16 protein-coding genes and 1 pseudogene are annotated in these 15,759 nt (G+C 64.0%); 5 read left to right on the top strand and 12 right to left on the bottom strand.

All coding sequences use genetic code 11. The annotated features are described in order from the left end of the window. Window position 1: 1 nt before the first annotated feature. Together trhO and CH271_RS10630 are read right to left on the bottom strand one after the other, a co-directional pair. Entirely contained in the window at window positions 2–844 is an 843-nt protein-coding gene (trhO, locus tag CH271_RS10635) for an oxygen-dependent tRNA uridine(34) hydroxylase TrhO (RefSeq protein ID WP_037191530.1), read from the bottom strand. 18 nt (window positions 845–862) lie between these two features. Continuing rightward, entirely contained in the window at window positions 863–2,515 is a 1,653-nt protein-coding gene (locus CH271_RS10630; RefSeq protein ID WP_094633554.1) for an alkaline phosphatase D family protein, read from the bottom strand. Window positions 2,516–2,642: 127 nt separating this feature from the next. Between CH271_RS10630 and CH271_RS10625 the strand changes: the two genes are divergently transcribed. Further along, window positions 2,643–4,115: a cryptochrome/photolyase family protein gene (locus CH271_RS10625; RefSeq protein WP_094633553.1), complete on the top strand. Its 1,473-nt coding sequence runs from the start codon at window positions 2,643–2,645 to the stop codon at window positions 4,113–4,115. Window positions 4,116–4,307: 192 nt separating this feature from the next. Beyond that, complete coding sequence (locus CH271_RS10620; RefSeq protein ID WP_094633552.1) at window positions 4,308–5,621, top strand: HNH endonuclease signature motif containing protein; 1,314 nt, start codon at window positions 4,308–4,310, stop codon at window positions 5,619–5,621. 158 nt (window positions 5,622–5,779) lie between these two features. On the opposite strand, the gene CH271_RS10615 is transcribed toward CH271_RS10620, so the two are convergent. Beyond that, window positions 5,780–6,835, bottom strand: coding sequence for an iron-siderophore ABC transporter substrate-binding protein (locus CH271_RS10615; RefSeq protein ID WP_094633551.1), 1,056 nt, complete (start codon window positions 6,833–6,835; stop codon window positions 5,780–5,782). Window positions 6,836–6,936: 101 nt separating this feature from the next. Here CH271_RS10615 and CH271_RS10610 point away from each other — a divergent pair, with 101 nt between their 5' ends. Then, window positions 6,937–7,773, top strand: coding sequence for an SDR family NAD(P)-dependent oxidoreductase (locus tag CH271_RS10610; protein ID WP_094633564.1), 837 nt, complete (start codon window positions 6,937–6,939; stop codon window positions 7,771–7,773). Continuing rightward, complete coding sequence (locus CH271_RS10605) at window positions 7,770–8,264, top strand: SRPBCC family protein (RefSeq protein ID WP_094633550.1); 495 nt, start codon at window positions 7,770–7,772, stop codon at window positions 8,262–8,264. Before CH271_RS10610 ends, CH271_RS10605 begins: the two co-directional genes overlap by 4 nt. Here the strand turns inward: CH271_RS10605 and CH271_RS10600 are convergent. Continuing rightward, entirely contained in the window at window positions 8,255–8,776 is a 522-nt protein-coding gene (locus CH271_RS10600) for a mycothiol transferase (protein WP_094633549.1), read from the bottom strand. The genes CH271_RS10605 and CH271_RS10600 overlap by 10 nt on opposite strands. Window positions 8,777–8,873: 97 nt before the next feature. Between CH271_RS10600 and CH271_RS10595 the strand changes: the two genes are divergently transcribed. Beyond that, on the top strand, window positions 8,874–9,908 hold the full coding sequence (locus CH271_RS10595; protein WP_094633548.1) for an NADPH:quinone reductase: 1,035 nt from the start codon (window positions 8,874–8,876) through the stop codon (window positions 9,906–9,908). A 223-nt stretch (window positions 9,909–10,131) separates the two neighbouring features. Here CH271_RS10595 and CH271_RS10590 read toward each other — a convergent pair whose 3' ends face one another. The 8 genes and pseudogenes from CH271_RS10590 to CH271_RS29270 all read right to left on the bottom strand — a co-directional run. Continuing rightward, window positions 10,132–10,611, bottom strand: a complete 480-nt coding sequence (locus CH271_RS10590; protein WP_094633547.1) for a hypothetical protein — start codon at window positions 10,609–10,611, stop codon at window positions 10,132–10,134. Window positions 10,612–10,784: 173 nt separating this feature from the next. Continuing rightward, window positions 10,785–11,555: a hypothetical protein gene (locus CH271_RS10585; RefSeq protein WP_143546038.1), complete on the bottom strand. Its 771-nt coding sequence runs from the start codon at window positions 11,553–11,555 to the stop codon at window positions 10,785–10,787. Next, window positions 11,552–11,746, bottom strand: coding sequence for a hypothetical protein (locus tag CH271_RS10580; protein WP_094633545.1), 195 nt, complete (start codon window positions 11,744–11,746; stop codon window positions 11,552–11,554). Before CH271_RS10580 ends, CH271_RS10585 begins: the two co-directional genes overlap by 4 nt. After that, window positions 11,722–12,354, bottom strand: coding sequence for a hypothetical protein (locus CH271_RS10575; protein ID WP_143546037.1), 633 nt, complete (start codon window positions 12,352–12,354; stop codon window positions 11,722–11,724). Before CH271_RS10575 ends, CH271_RS10580 begins: the two co-directional genes overlap by 25 nt. 59 nt (window positions 12,355–12,413) lie before the next feature. After that, complete coding sequence (locus tag CH271_RS10570; protein WP_094633543.1) at window positions 12,414–13,046, bottom strand: hypothetical protein; 633 nt, start codon at window positions 13,044–13,046, stop codon at window positions 12,414–12,416. A gap of 100 nt (window positions 13,047–13,146) precedes the next feature. Then, on the bottom strand, window positions 13,147–13,338 hold the full coding sequence (locus CH271_RS28415) for a hypothetical protein (RefSeq protein WP_143546036.1): 192 nt from the start codon (window positions 13,336–13,338) through the stop codon (window positions 13,147–13,149). A gap of 35 nt (window positions 13,339–13,373) precedes the next feature. After that, window positions 13,374–13,550: a hypothetical protein gene (locus tag CH271_RS28805; RefSeq protein WP_179274690.1), complete on the bottom strand. Its 177-nt coding sequence runs from the start codon at window positions 13,548–13,550 to the stop codon at window positions 13,374–13,376. A 69-nt stretch (window positions 13,551–13,619) separates the two neighbouring features. Beyond that, window positions 13,620–15,759 (bottom strand): annotated as a pseudogene (locus tag CH271_RS29270) (hypothetical protein); the annotation flags it as partial.

Below are 15,759 nucleotides of genomic sequence, written 5' to 3'. Positions count from 1 at the left end.
TCTACGCGCAGTCGAGACAGATCAACCGCAGACCACGGCCGGCGTCGCCGTCGAAGTCCTGGTACCGGGACGTCGGATTGCCGCAGGCACTGCAGCGACCGATGACGGCGGTGTGGTCGGAGAAGTTCTGCGCCATCCGCTTGTCGAAGACGAACAACGACCCCTCCCAGAGCGCGTCGTCGCCGAAAGTTTCTGCGTACCGAACGATTCCGCCGTCGAGCTGATATACCTCCTCGAAACCACGGGCCACCATCAGCGAAGACAGCACCTCGCAGCGGACTCCCCCGGTGCAATACGTGACCACCGGGGACTTCTTCAGATGGTCGTAGGCACCGGAATCGAGCTGGGAGACGAAGTCCCTCGTCGTCTCGACGTCGGGCACCACCGCGTTCTTGAACTTTCCGATCTCGGCTTCGAAAGCGTTGCGGCCGTCGAAGAAGACGACGTCGTCCCCGCGGGAATCGACGAGCTCGTGCACCTGCTCCGGGCTCAGGTGAGTGCCGCCGCCGACAACCCCGTCGGCGTCGACCTTCAGTTCCCCGGGGGCACCGAAGGTGACGATCTCGTCCCGGACTCGCACGCTCAGGCGCGGAAAATCGTTTCCGAGCCCCTCGGACCACTTGATGTCGGCCGACTTGAACGCCGGGTAGCTACGGGTGCCGCGCACGTAGCGTTTGACGTCGTCGACGTCGCCGCCCACGGTCGCGTTGATGCCGTGTTCGGAGATGAGGATGCGTCCGGTCAGATTGTTCGACGCGGCCAGCGTCTGCTGCCACAGCCTGATCGCTTCGGGATCGGGCAGCGGAGTGAAGACGTAGAACAGGACGATTTTCGGTACAGCCACGCCGACCAGTATGGCGCGTTACCCGGCAGGTGGTGCCGCCGCCCGGACGCGCTGGGTGCCGGAGTCGACGGTGAAGCCCGCTCCCCAGTAGACCGCGGTCTGCGGATCCTCCTTGGCGGTGAGGAACCAGTGGTCCATCCGAGCCGCCGTCTTGGTGACCTCGAAGACGCCGAAGCCGTGACTGTCGAGGTCCACGAACTTCACGTGGTGATTGAGCGCCTTGAACGCCTCCTCGGCTACCCGGCCCAGCGTGTGCGGCGGAGTACGCGTCAGGTCGTCGATGTTGGCCGAGCTCACCGAGCTGACGACCAGTTCGGTGGCAGCAGGCTCCGTCGTTGCGTAGTGCGCCGCGTCGAGCGGCACCTCGCAGGCCCAGGCCGAGTGGATATCGCCGGTGATGAAGACGGTGTTGTCGACGCCTGCGTCCACGATGGCACCGAGCAGCTTGCGGCGGTCGGCGGTGTACCCGTCCCACGGATCCGCGTTGTACGGCAGGCCGCCCTCCGGGATTCCGAGAAGCGAGGTGACGGCCCTGGCTGCGTCTCGATCGAGCGGTGGGATGAGAGTGGGCGTGATCATCACCGGGTTGCCGACGATCTTCCACTGCGTCGGCGACGAGACGATGCCGTCGGTGAGCCACTGCATCTGCTCGGCACCGGTGATGGTTCGGTTGGGCGAATCGACCTCGGGCCCGTTGAACGGCAACACCTGCTGCGAGCGGTAGGTACGCAGATCCAGCATCGAGAGTTCGAGCAAGTTGCCGAACCGGAGCCTGCGGTACAGATGACGGTTGGTCGCGGTGCCTGCGGCGCGCACCGGCATCCACTCGTAGTACGCCTGCTCGGAATTGGCCTTGCGCGTGTACCAATCACCCTCGGTGGCCGGAGTGTGGTTCTCCGCGCCGCCGTCGTAGGCGTCGTTGGCGGACTCGTGGTCGTCCCACGTGCAGATCCACGGCACGTCGACGTGGGCGGCCTGCAGATCCGGGTCGGACTTGTACTGACCGTGGCGCTGACGGTAGTCGGCGAGCGTGACGATCTCGTGCGTGGGCGAATGCTGGCGGATCACCCCGTCGCGGCCCGGGAACCCGCCCGTCTCGTATTCGTAGATGTAGTCACCGAGGTGGACGATGGCGTCCAAGTCCGTCCTGGCGGCCAGATGCCGGTAGGCCCCGAAGTAGCCCGACTCCCAGTTGGAGCACGAGACGACCCCGAATCGCATCGCGTCGATATCGGCATCGTTGGCCGGGGCGGTGTGCGTGGTGCCGACGGCCGATGCCGCGTCGCTCGTCCGGAAGTCGTAGAAGTACGTGGTGTCTGCTGCCAGGCCGTCGACGTCGACCTTGACGGTGTGATCGGTGTCGGGACCGGTTGCGACGGTTCCGGAGGCAACCACGTCGCCCATGTCCGCACTACGGGACATGCGCCACGTCACCGATACCTGCGGGCCGACGCCGGAGCCCGGGGTGGCGTCGGGCGTGGGGGTGATGCGGGTCCACAGGACGATCGCGTCGGGCAACGGATCTCCCGACGCCACCCCGTGCAGAAAGCCTCGATCGCTGCCCTGCGCGTGGGCAGTCGCCGGCAGGGTCGTGGCCACTCCGGCCACTGCGACCGCCACCGACGACGAGCGAAGAAACGTCCTTCTGGAAAGCGCAGACTCAGCGTGCATCGGGTCAGTCCATGCGATGGACGGTCGATGGTCAAGTAAGGCGCGCCTGGGTCGGCCACAGTGTTCACCGGCCGGCCATGAGCCGGATACTGGTTTGCCTTCGTCGCTGCGGGAGAACACTCCGAGAATGGACGCTCTGTGGTTGTTCGGTGATCAGCTCGGCCCGCACTTCCACTCGGTGGACGAGCACGCCGAGCGAGACGTGCTGATGATCGAGTCCCGGCGCGTGTTCCGGCGTCGGAGATACCACCGGCAGAAGCTGCATCTCGTGTTGTCGGGCATGCGTCACCTGGCCGAGGAGCTGGGTGATCGCGTCACCTACCTGCAGACCGAGACATATCGGGAAGGGTTGGCCGAGTACGGAAAGCCCGTGGTGGTGTTCGAGCCCACCTCACACGCGGCGGAGAAGTTCGTCGCCGCGTTGCACGAGGAGGGCCTGGTTTCGGAGATTCTGCCGACGCCGATGTTCGCACTTCCCCGCGCCGATTTCGCGGAGTGGGCAGCCGAGCGCGGCACCTTTCGGATGGAGACGTTCTACCGCGAACAGCGTAAGAAGTTCGGGGTGCTGATGGAGGGATCCGAACCGGTCTCGGGCAAATGGAACCTCGACGCCGAGAACCAGTCGCCGCCACCGAAGGGACGCCTGACCCTGGGCGTCGAGGAACCCTGGTGGCCGACCGAAGACGCGATCGACGAGCAGGTGCGCGCCGACCTCGATGACTGGGGCCTCGACACCGTCGGGGTCGACGGACCTCGCGTGTTCGCGGTGACTGCTTCTGAGGCGTCGGAAGCATTGGCGCACTTCGTGAACTATCGCCTGGACGACTTCGGCAAGTACGAGGACGCAGTGATGGCCGACGACTGGACGATGTCGCACTCGTTGCTGTCGGTACCGCTGAACCTCGGTCTGCTGCAACCGTTGGACGTGGCGCACGCTGCCGAGGACGCACACCGAGACGGCACCCCGCTGGCGAGCGTAGAGGGTTTCGTTCGGCAGATCCTCGGCTGGCGCGAATACGTGTGGCACCTGTACTGGCATCTGGGGCCGGAGTACCTCGAGCGCAACAAGCTCGAAGCGCATGAGCCACTGCCGAATTGGCTGACGGAGTTGGACGGCGACGCTGTGGTGGCGAAGTGCCTGTCGTCGACGGTGGACGGCGTGCGCGACCGCGGCTGGGTGCACCACATTCCCCGACTGATGATCCTGGGAAACTTTGCGCTGCAACATTCCTGGGATCCGCGAGCGTTGACCGACTGGTTCGCGACGGCTTTCGTCGACGGGTTCGCCTGGGTGATGCCGGTGAACGTCATCGGCATGAGTCAGCACGCGGACGGCGGAGTGATCGCCACCAAGCCCTACGCCTCGGGCGGGGCGTACCTGAACCGCATGACCGACTACTGCAAGCCGTGCGAGTTCAACCCGAAGAAGCGACTGGGCGACGACGCCTGCCCGTTCACCGCCGGCTACTGGGCCTTCGTCCACCGGCATCGCGAGATGTTGGCGCTCAATCACCGGACTGCGCGTCAGGTTTCGTCGATGAACCGATTGAGCGACCTCGAGCAGGTGTTGGAACAGGAACGGCAACGCGAGGTGTACTGACGCATCAGGAAATGCACCGATGTTCGGGTGCATTCGTCACAGCAAAGTGGCCGAGACGCGCAATCTTTGGGTGCCGCCGGTCCTCTACCACGACGTACCGACAGGTTCCGATTCGCGAATCATTACGCACAGCAATAGTTTTCGATTGCACTATGGTTGCCAGTCGAATGTTTGTTCGATACACTTGCTCTCATGACCACGGAGATCTGGCAACTGAGCGAGAGCGAACTCCTCGCCGACGCCGCTGCGGTCTCCCACCAGATCCAGTTGTTGGAGGCTCGGCGTATTGCTCTCGTCGCCGAGATCGACACCCGCGTGAGCCGGGAGAAGCTCGGTTTTCCCGGACCCGCCGGCTGGCTGACCTCCACCACACTGCTCTCACCGTCCAAGGCCACCAAGATCGTTGCGCTCGCCCGCGGTATGGCTGCGTTTCCCGACATCGCCGACGCCGTGAACACCGGCGTGATGTCCGTCGATCACGCCGCGTTGATCCTCACCTTCGCCGAAACACCCCCGGAGAACCTGCCGGAAGAGGGTCGCGAGGCCGCACGTAAAGCTCTGATCAAGGCCGCCACCGGGCCCGACGCGCGCACCGGCCGGATTCGTGCAGCGATCACCAGACTCGAAGACAGCTTCGGCACCAAGAAACCACCCGCCGAGGACACCGACCGCAACGAACTGTTCGCCTCCACAACCCTGAACGGGCGGCTGGTACTCAAAGGCGACTTCGATGCGATCACCGGAGAGAAACTGCTCACCGCGCTCTCACCGTTGACCGAACCCCACCCCGCGGCCGACGGCACCCAAGACGACCGCAGCCCCGCCAAGCGCAGAGCCGACGCCTTCGGACACATCCTCGACCAATACCTCGCCTCGAGTGATCGCCCCATCGAAGGCGGTGAACGCCCGCATCTGAACCTGCACATCAGCCTGCGCGATCTCACCGACCTCCAGAACTGCGGCGACGCCGACGACATCACTGATGACGAGAACACCCGCACTGCAACCGAACCCGCTGCCGGGCCTACCGCCGATCGCGGCGCGTATCGCGACTTGTTCGGCGACGGCACCACGGTCGGGTGGCTCCCGTGGATGGGACCCCTCTCCCGCAACACCTCCCGTCAGTTGGCCTGCGACTGTGTCCTCACCGCCATCGTCATGGACGAGAACGGCAACCCGTTGAACCTCGTCCGCACTGCCCGTACCGTCACCGCCAAACAACGTAAAGCTCTCACCGCCCGCGATCACGGCTGCGCCTTCCCCGGCTGCGGAAAACCTGCAGCCTGGACCGAAGGCCACCACATCTGGCACTGGGGCGACGGCGGCCCCACCGACATGAACAACCTCGTCCTACTCTGCGGATTCCACCACCGCCTCATCCACCACTCCGACTGGGAAGTGTTCATCGGCACCGACAACCACCCGTGGTTCATCCCGCCCGCAACCGTGGATCCCTACCGACAACCGAGACCATCCCACGCCCGCGCAGGCCCCCACATCGCCTGAACCCCAGGAAAGACTCCAGCCCCGCACCGAGAACACGGTGCGGGGCTGGAAGCGATTGTCTTACAAATCGATAGGGCCGAATCAGGGATCAGTCATCGCGGTAGTGCCACATCACCTCGACCACGAGTCGCGTGGTTTCTCCGCTTCGCTCGATCAAGCTATGACGTGCGAGCGTCGAGCTTCGCGACAGCCTCGTCGATCATCGGCACGTATCGCTCGAGTGCCCACGGCACCGTCAACGGATTGATGATGGACGAGCCGGTGACGAACGACTGATCCGTCGGTGCCACGACCGAACCGCGGGACACGGCCGGGATCTGCTTGTAGGCAGGCTGATTCTCGGTGTCGGTGCGGTTCTGCGGATCCGAGTAGAAGGTGAAGATCAGATCCGAGTCGTTCAACAGATTAGCGTTCTCCAACCCGATGACCGCCGAGTCGGTGCCCTCGGTCTCGTCGAGCGTGTTCACCACCGGATCGACCTGCAACCCGAGTGCTCGCACCATCGCAACGCGTTGCTCGTCGGCAAGAAACACTCCGAGTGTCCCCGGCCCTGTGTTGTAGATGTACGAGAAACTCACCCCCGCGTATTCGGGATGCTCGGTGGTGGCGTCGGCGAAGCGGCCTTTGATCTTCTCGATCTCGTCCGCCGCCTTCTGCTCCTCCCCCATGGCCTTGCCGATGACGGTGATCTGGTCTTCCCAGGCGATCGTCCACGGCTGCTCCTCGTACGCGACCACCGGTGCGAATGCGCTCATCTTGTCGAACTGATCCTGCGTGACGCCGGACCACGGGGCCAGAATCAGATCGGGTTCGAGGGCAGCCACGGCTTCGATGTTCAATTCGGTTCCACCGGTGAACTGTTGGGGAAGTTCGGCACCCAGCTCGGTCACCGCGTCGTGAACCCACGGCAGATACCCGGTGTCGTCGGCACCCCACGAATACTCCTCGACGCCGACGGGAACGGTGCCCAGCGCGATCGCCGTTTCGGCCGAGCCCTGGCCGAGCGTGACGATGCGCTCCGCCTTCTCGGTGATGACAGCCTGGCCCAAGGCCGAGTCGATGGTGACGGTGGCAAACTCTCCGGAGTCGCCCTGTTCCGACTCGGCAGTATCGGTGCTCGAACACGCACCGACCACCAGGGCCGACACCGCGAGCGCGGACAGGAGGGACGCACGGCGAGTGAAACGTCGACCGGCCGTTGAAGCAGAGAACATGGAAACCTCTCGACAGACTAGCGGGTTGAAAGTAAGTCAAGGCTAACCTACAAGAGCCGTTCGAATGCACTGCACATTGGGCGTTCGCTACGGTGGGAGCCATGAGCCTTCCTCGTCCCGCCCCTGATCGGACAGCCGTCGTGACCGGAGCGTCCTCGGGAATCGGAGCCGCGATCGCGCGCGTGCTCGCGTCCCGAGGCCATGGCGTCACCCTCGTCGCCCGGCGTGCCGACAAGCTCGAAGACTTGGCACAGGAAATCCGCGCTCGGGGAGTCCGAGCCGACGTGCTCGCAGCAGACCTGTCCGATCGCAGCGCTCGCGCCGAACTACTGGACCGCATCACCGAGCTCGGCCTCATCCCGGACATCCTGATCAACAACGCCGGACTGTCCACGCTCGGACCGGTCGCAGAATCGGATCCGGATGCGGAAATGAACATGATCGAGGTCGACGTGGTCGCAGTTGCAGACCTCTGCACCCGATTTCTCCCCGGCATGACTCAGCGAGGACGCGGCGCACTGCTGAACGTCGCCTCGACTGCCGCCTTTCAACCTCTGCCCGGTCAGGCCGGCTACGGCGCGTGCAAGGCATTCGTGCTCTCGTACACGCAGTCTCTGACCGGTGAGCTGAAGGGAACGGGCGTGACCGCCACCGCACTGTGCCCCGGACCGGTACACACCGGATTCGGCGAGGCCGCAGGATTCGCGAAAGACGATGCCGAGAAAGCACTTCCACCGATCATGTGGGTGGACGCGGAAACGGTGGCCAGGACTGCCGTCGACGACATGGCCAAGGGGCGCATGGTGTCGATTCCGGGAGCAGCCAACCGCATCGGGTCCATCTTCGCGCAGATCACCCCGCGAACGGTGTTGGTGCCCATGCTCACTCGCATTCACCCCGGCCTGGGCAAGAACGCCCGCAAGGCAGCCTCGTCATGAGCCGCGAACTCACCGTCTCGGACAGCATCGTCGTCGCTGCCGATCCGAACACGCTGTACGCCGCGATCAGCGACCCTACGCGGATGGGTGAGTGGAGCCCGGAAAACAGAGGTGCCACCGTCCACGAACCCCGCGAGAGTGCCTACGTGGGAATGGTGTTCGACGGAACCAACAAGCGCGGCCGAGCGAAGTGGGTCACTCGCTGCACCGTCACCGCGGCCGAGCCTGGCAAGACCTTCGAGTTCCGCGTCCACGCCATCGGCAAGAGCGCTCCGAAGATCAAGGGCGCGAACGCAACCTGGCGTTACGACTTCGAACCGGTCGCAGGTGGCACGAAAGTCACCGAGACCTGGACCGACGACCGGAAGAAGTGGCCCGACGCGCTGGCTCTCGTGTTCGACAAGATCGTCACCAGCGGTAAGACGTTCCCGCAGTTCCAGCGTCGCAACATTCGCGAGACGCTGGAGAACCTGCAGAAGGTTTACGCCTGATCTCGAGCCTGCCGGGTGTACAGGCCGAGAACGTAGGACGCCTGCCCGGCATGCTGAAGGTCGTCGGACACCACCGACACCAGCCGCGCACCCAGCGTGACCGGCGGATCCCAGTTCTCGTCGACGATCCGGTCCAGATCGTCGGTCGAGATACTGCTCAGGTAGGCAACGGTTTTCGAGTACACGGCATCGTGGTACTCACGCAGCAGCTCGGCGCTCGAGGTGACCTGAGCGACGTCCGAGGACGACTGGCCGTACCCGATGTCCGACTTGTCGAACGATAGTCCGAAACGCTCGAACCACGAGTCCGACGTCCAGACCTGCTCACTCCCGGCCACGCCCGCGATGTGATCGTCCTGCACCCGCGTCAGGTGCCACAGCAACCACGCGATGCTGTTGGCGTCGGAATCGGGTCGATACGTCAGCGCGGCCGCGGGGATGTCGTCCAGTACCGCGTGGACGAGTTCCTTGATGCGGCCGAACGCGTCGGTGAGCAGGTCGTTGTGGTTCATTGATTACGCCTCTTTCGTCGAGCACTGATAACCAGTCATGCATACCCCGATTGCCTCGCAGGGAACATCGGGGCGGCCCGAGCGCGTTGGACCGGATATGACTGCTCCAGCAATTGTGTACACCCGCACCGGCGACTCGTCCGTCCTCGAACTGAAAGATCGCGAGGTGACCGAACCTGCCGCAGGCGAAGTCCGCGTGCGCATCGTGGTCTCGGGAGTGAATCCGACGGACTGGAAGAACAGAACCGGTTCCGGACCGGGTGAGAAGCTGGCATTCGACGAGGTGGTTCCGAACCAGGACGGTGCCGGAGTGATCGACGCCGTGGGCCCCGACGTCGACGGCGTCTCCGTTGGAGATCGAGTCTGGGTATACCTGGCCCAGCATCAGCGCCCGACCGGTACAGCCCAGTCTTTCGCAATCCTGCCTGCCTCCCGAGTGGTTCCGCTGCCGGATGGCGTCGGATTCGACGTGGGCGCAAGCCTCGGAGTGCCCGCGATGACGGCGCACCGCGCGCTGACCGTCTCCGAGGACGGACCCACCCGGCTGCACCCGGGCGCACTCGAGGGTAAGTCGGTACTCGTCGCCGGTGGTGCCGGTGCCGTCGGCCATGCCGCGATCCAATTGGCCCGCTGGGCGGGCGCGACCGTGGTGACGACGGTCAGCGGACCGGAGAAGGGCGCGCTGGCGACCGCGGCGGGCGCGCACCACGTGGTGAACTACAAGGCCGGCGACGCCGCCGTCGAAATTCGTGAATTGGTCCCTGCCGGAATCGATCTCATCGTCGAGGTTGCTCCCGCACAGAACGCCGCACTCAATGCTGCAGTGGGAGCGAACCGCGCCTCGATAGCGGTGTACGCCAACAACGGTGGCGACACCGTGACCCTCGACGTTCGACCCAACATGGTGCTCAACACTCGCTACCAGTTCGTCCTCCTGTACACCGTGGGCGACGAGGCTCTGAGTAACGCCGAGGCGGACGTCAGTGCTGCGGCAGCGGCAGGTGTTCTGGAGGTGGGCGAGGCCACCGGTCTACCGCTGCACCGCTTCTCGCTGAGCGAGACCGCCGCAGCGCACGACGCCGTCGAGAACGGAACCGTCGGCAAGGTGCTGATCGACGTCTCCAGCGAATAAGTCAGGTGATGACCGGCAACGTGGACCACGGGAAAACGATCCACCTGACGGTCATACACTGCCAGTAGTACTGCTGCTCAACGATTCTGAGATCGGCAGGCACTGACGGACGCCCCAACATCGGAGGCCGCGACTTCGGGGTGGTCGTGCTCGGCACAGTCGTCGATGCGGGCAACCACAAGTCGGGTGCACGCCCGGTCGGATCGGAGCAGTCGACGAGGTCTCAGGTTCGGTAGAAAGCGTCGAGGTCGAATTCGCGGAGATGGTGCTTCGTGCGGTCGATGTCTCCTGTGGTGGCCCAATCGAAGAACAACTGCGTCGCGTCGTCAGCGGTGAACACCTCTTCGGGGTACACGGTGAGGGAGCGTTTGCCGCTGAAAAACGGGATCTCGACAGTGGGTTCGCCATGACGAGGGCCGGGTCGGCCGATGACGAACAGGCGATGAACGCCGTCGATGGGAAACCGCATCTCGACCGACATCGCTCGCGCCGACCCAGCTGCTTGGATGTAGCTTTCACTCATCGTGGTCTTTTCGTCGTCGCTGAGATCCTCGTAGTACCGGCCCTCCGGGACCTTCGAGACCGTCAACGCAGACCGCTGCATTCCATCGAACCGCGAGAGCAGCTGACCGAACTGCCAGGGAGCGTCGATCCGATGCTCGATCATTTTTTGCTTGCCGCCGTTGGATACGAACAGAAACATCAGGCTCCCTTCTGAGGCGGTGGTGTCGACTTATCGCCGGTACGGCGACGTCCACACCTGAGGTGTACCCGCCAGACGGGGCGAGCGACGGGCGTCGAGACACTGCCGCCCAGACAGTGGGGCAGGGGTGACCGGTAGAGCGGGCCGAGCGAGGATCCGGGTGCCAATGCGGGTCAGGTCGGGTAGCCGAGGGCACGGCGGAGGTCGAGAATGTCCTCGAAGTCGACATCGAGTGGCGCGTCACCGAGCCGAACCAAAGTACCGGTGGTCACGGTCTCGGTGTCGGCGACAGCAGGCAACAGAGTGTGATCGAGAGGCACCTGCGGTGGGATGAGAGTTTCCCACCCGATCTTCAGTTCCTTCGCCAGTCGGGTGTTGATGGCGCGTTGCCGGTCGAGGGCGTCGAGGCCGGTGAAATCGATGCCCAGTTCCCGTTGCGGTCGGGAATACTTGCTGACGCTCAAGCGCCCGTTCTCGGCGTTCCAGTGATCGAGGATCGCTTTGAGTACCGCATCCCCGACACGGGCGGTGAGCAGCTCGGATGCGTCCCCGACAGCGTGCTCCGGTCGAGGAAGAGTCACATGGACGACGTTCGGGGTCCGTCCGGTCTTTCCGACGATCAGGTGCGGTGACTGTCTCTGCCGATGGTCGGGGTGCACGAAGTGGACCCCGTAGCCGGAGACGTAGGACCCTGTGGGTGGATCGTCTCGTTTTCTGCGTTGATAGATCCGGCGGAGTCCATCGATACTCAGATCCGCCGGACGACCGCTCTGGTGTTCCCCGAGCAGCAACAGCTCCGGCACGAGAGCGGGATCGATCGCGGTGAGGGTATCGAGGAACGCCCGGGTGGTGGCGGCGAGCTCGTCGACGCTCCGAGGACGACCGACGCTCTGCGAGCGATCACTCCAGTAGCCGATCACCGTCGGAGTGTGTAAATCCATCATCGTCGGATCCTTTCGAGCCAGTCAGCGAGCAACACCACATCGATCTCCTCGAGGTCGCCCTCGAAGCTGTTCTTCTCCGCCTCACCGAGAGGGTTCCTGCTCGAGTTCACTCCTGACATCGGATGTCGAACCGCGGGCGCGCCGCCATCGATACGGGTCGAGAAGGTCAGGACCGCACCGGTTTCGGCCATGCCGTCGCATCCTCGGCAGTCACCTTCGGATGCGCGACGATCACCGCGATGAACGCCGCAATCGACATACCCAAACCGTGCGACAACGTCGCAACCACCCTGTCACCCTTGAGCCATGCACTCGGATCCTCTTCGAGGAAATAGCGAAAATCCGTGTCGTACGGCGGATTCAACGACTGCCTCACCACACCGGGTCCGGTCGTGCCGTTCCACATCCACGCTACGAATCCCAAGTACCGGCCACTGCGCTCCATCCGAAACGAATCGAGCACCCCCGCTGCGTAGCCTTTCACCGCATCCTCGAACCGACCGAACGTCACCGACCCACCCTCACTGTTACGCTCGGATGCCGACATCACCGCATACCCGCGCGCAGTCTTGCGCACCCCTTCATACCCGTCGAAGTACCCACCACTGCGTGGAAATTCGGTCACGACATACCCGTCACCGGAAAACACCGGATCGGTCCACTCCACCCCGAACGCAGCAACAATCACCGACCGCAAATACTCCACCGCCGCCGTGAACTGAGCCACCTCGCCATCGGTCAACGACCCCACACCAAGGGAATTGTTCTCCTCCGCCTCACGGAGAGGGTTCCTGGTCATACTCGCTCCTGACTGGATGAGTTTCTCACGATGCCGAACCAGCCATACCGGCCAAAGGGTCAGGGTCGCACCGGTTTCGGCCATGCTGTCGCATCCTCGGCAGTCACCTTCGGATGCGCGACGATCACCGCGATGAACGCCGCAATCGACATACCCAAACCATGCGACAACGTCGCAACCACCCTGTCACCCTCGAGCCATGCACTCGGATCATCTTCGAGGAAATAACGAAACTGAGTATTCGACCGACCCAACAGGTGCGCAACGACACCGGGCCCGATCGTGCCGTTCCACATCCACGCCACGCTGCCCAGGTAACGGCCGCTGCGCCACGTCCGAAACGAATCGAGCACCCCCGCTGCGTAGCCTTTCACCGCATCCTCGAACCGGCCGAACGTCACCGACCCACCCTCGTAACCCCGCTCATCACCCCACATCACCGCATACCCACGCGCAGTCTTCCGCACCCCGCGATACCCGGTGAAGTACCCACCACCACTGCGTGGAAATTCGGTCACGACATACCCGTCACCGGAAAACACCGGATCGGTCCACTCCACCCCGAACGCGGCAACAATCACCGACCGCAGATACTCCACCGTCGCCGTGAACTGAGCCACCTCGGCATCGGTCAACGCCCCCACTCCATCGGGATTGTTCTCCTCCGCCTCACCGAGAGGGTTCCTGGTCATACTCGCTCGGTTTCCGCACGTTGCCAGACCAGGGGCCGGTCGCGGCCTCGATGGTGGCACGGTCGGGGTGTCGATCCGTACCCTAAACGGACCGGTTGCCTTACTGCTCACAGCGTTTCGAGTCACGCTGCTGAAATGCAATCCGAGCCGACTCGGCGGTAGCGATGAGCAATGGTGTGCCGATCACGATCGCTGTGGCACCGAGCACGATTCGGATACCAGTCGGCATGCTGAGCGCCCAGCCGATACCGACCAGCAGGACGAACCCTATCCACATAACTAACAGCAGCATGGCGGGCCAGCGTGGGCTAGACGGACGTGCGGTCGTCATTTGTGCTGTCCCTTCTTGGGGTCGGAGGTCTTGTAGTAGGGGTAGGTGCGTTGTCTCCGGGGCCGCTTGGGCGCGGGACCTAGGTCACCCACACCGGACGCACCACCGGCGATGAATGCGCCGATCCAATAGCCGACGCATTTGACGATCCACACCACGTATTTCCAGAACATGGTTGCCAACCTTTCAGGCCGCGGCAGGCGGAATCGATACCGCTCGGTCCGAGGTCGTTGTTTGTCGCGTCATCCAAAAATCTTTCCGTACAGCCATTTTGTTCCGTAATAGGCACCGAGTCCGATACCGGCTGCGGCTAGTCCAGGCAGGAACCCGGTACCGAGCACTGCGAGCGCAGCAACAGTGACGCCGGCACCTACGACGCCGGATGTGACCGCCTCTCCGGGGTCGACCCCTGATCGGATATCCATGTAGATGCCCACCGGAGCCGAAATGACCGGTGCGCCGAACCGCCCGAACTTGGTTGCGTATTCGGCCACGAGCAGACTTCTGTCTACCAGCGCCGCACTACCATCTAGCAACCCTGCCAGAGCAAAATTCTGGGCTTGATAAGCCAGAAGTTTCGAACCCTGGGTGACCGCTTGCCCGGTCAGGAATTTCGGTGCGGCCTTGGTAGCGGTTTCAAGTACCTTTTCCGTCATCGCTTCGAACTGACCGGTCGTGGGATTGTAGACCTGCCCGTCGCCTCGGAGAAGGACGACCTCGCCCTTGTCGTTGAAGGCGGTACCGACGATCGGCTGTGTGTCGATGGTTCCGTCGGCTTTCGGCCACGACAAGGTGACGATTGTCTGGCCGTCGGGTGTCGTCGTTTCGGTGGCGATGCCTCCGCCGGGCTGGACGTAGGAGTCGCTGGACACGTGCCCACCGGGCGTCTCGTATTCGGTGTGTACATCAGTGTTGCCCGGGCTGGTTGTCGTGGTGGCGGTGGTGACGTTGCCGGAGTTGTCGGTGAATTGGGAGTCGATTCCGGTGTCGGTGACTTGTCCTTGCACGTAGATGGGGTTCTCGGCGTCAGCGGCGGGTTCCTGGTAGAAGCTGTCATCGGGGTATCGGACCGTGTGCGAACCGTCGGGGTTGGCGGTGAAGGTGGTGACACCGCCTTGCCCGTCGGGGACCGATCGGACGTCACTGGCGGTGCCGTCAGCGTTGTTGATGCGGGTGTCGATGGTGCCGCCGCTGTCGGGTACCGGCGTAGAGGTCGCGGTAGACACGTTGCCGTGGCCGTCGTCGTGGGTGGTGAACACGCTGCCGTCGACGTGGCTGCTCGAGGTGGTGGTGCCGCCGTGGCCGTCGTCGCTGATCGTGCATTGCGGGACGGTGCCGGTGGTGGGTTCGGTGGTGTATGGCAAACCGGCATCGGTGCCGGTGCCGGTGTAGCGGTTGGTGGTCCCGTTACCTTGGTCGACAGTGAAGTCGTTACCGTCCTTGACGGAGGCGGTGGTCGGTTGATACGGGCTGTATCCGGGGTCGGGATCACCGACGACGGCGATACCGCCGGGTTGACCACTGATCGCGTCCTGCCCGTTGTACAACGGTATCGCCGTCATCTCTCTGCCGGTAGCGATGTTCTCACCGCCGGACGGCGGGTCGGCCAGGATCGGATACAGAATGTTCTCGATGCCCACGGTGTCGACGACCTGGACCAGATATCCATCACGGATCTCGAAGTGCGTGGGAATCGGTGTGCCGTCGGCGTCGTACGCCCACGGCGCGGCGACCGTCGACACCGGGTTTCCGTCAGCGTCGACAACGGTCACCGAACCATCCGGATCCACCGACATGCGCCCCCCGGGCGGCACGTCGACAGCAATCACCGATTCATGCGACGACGACCGATCGTGGATCAAGAACAACGTACGACGACCCCCACCCGGATCGGGGACGGTGATCTTCGACTGCCCACCCTTGTCGTACTGCATCAACGGCGAAGCAACAGTGCCGACCACCTGAGAGAGAACCGATTCCGGAGTCCGGGCACCGAACGGGGAACGACGCCCACGCACACCGATCCCGCCGGCAGTGAACGCGGCAGCACCGACCAACACCAGTTCGAGATACCGGTCACGATCCGCACCCTCCCCGGATGCGGAGGACCCCGCGTCCGGAACCGGTTGCGCCGGTGCGGTACTCGAATCGGTATCGGTGGGTATCGGTCCCGGCCCCCGATCGGGAACCGCGGTGGGTGCAGTCGATCCCGCAGGCTGCGGCGATGTCGGAGCAAGTCCGCTGGTCGCCGTCGCAGCCGGGACTCCTGCAGGACTCTCACCACCCGGAGCCGTTGGTGCGCCGGGTGTCGCGGTCTGCACCACCCCCGGCACAGGGACAGGGCCGGGGCCGGGGCCGGGGACGATGGGGGTGCCGTTGTAG

The organism is Rhodococcus sp. 05-340-2, from assembly GCF_002258915.1.
Classification (GTDB): Bacteria; Actinomycetota; Actinomycetes; order Mycobacteriales; family Mycobacteriaceae; genus Rhodococcoides.
Note: the sequence above shows the minus strand (reverse complement) of the source record. Positions and strands in the feature narration are given on the sequence as shown.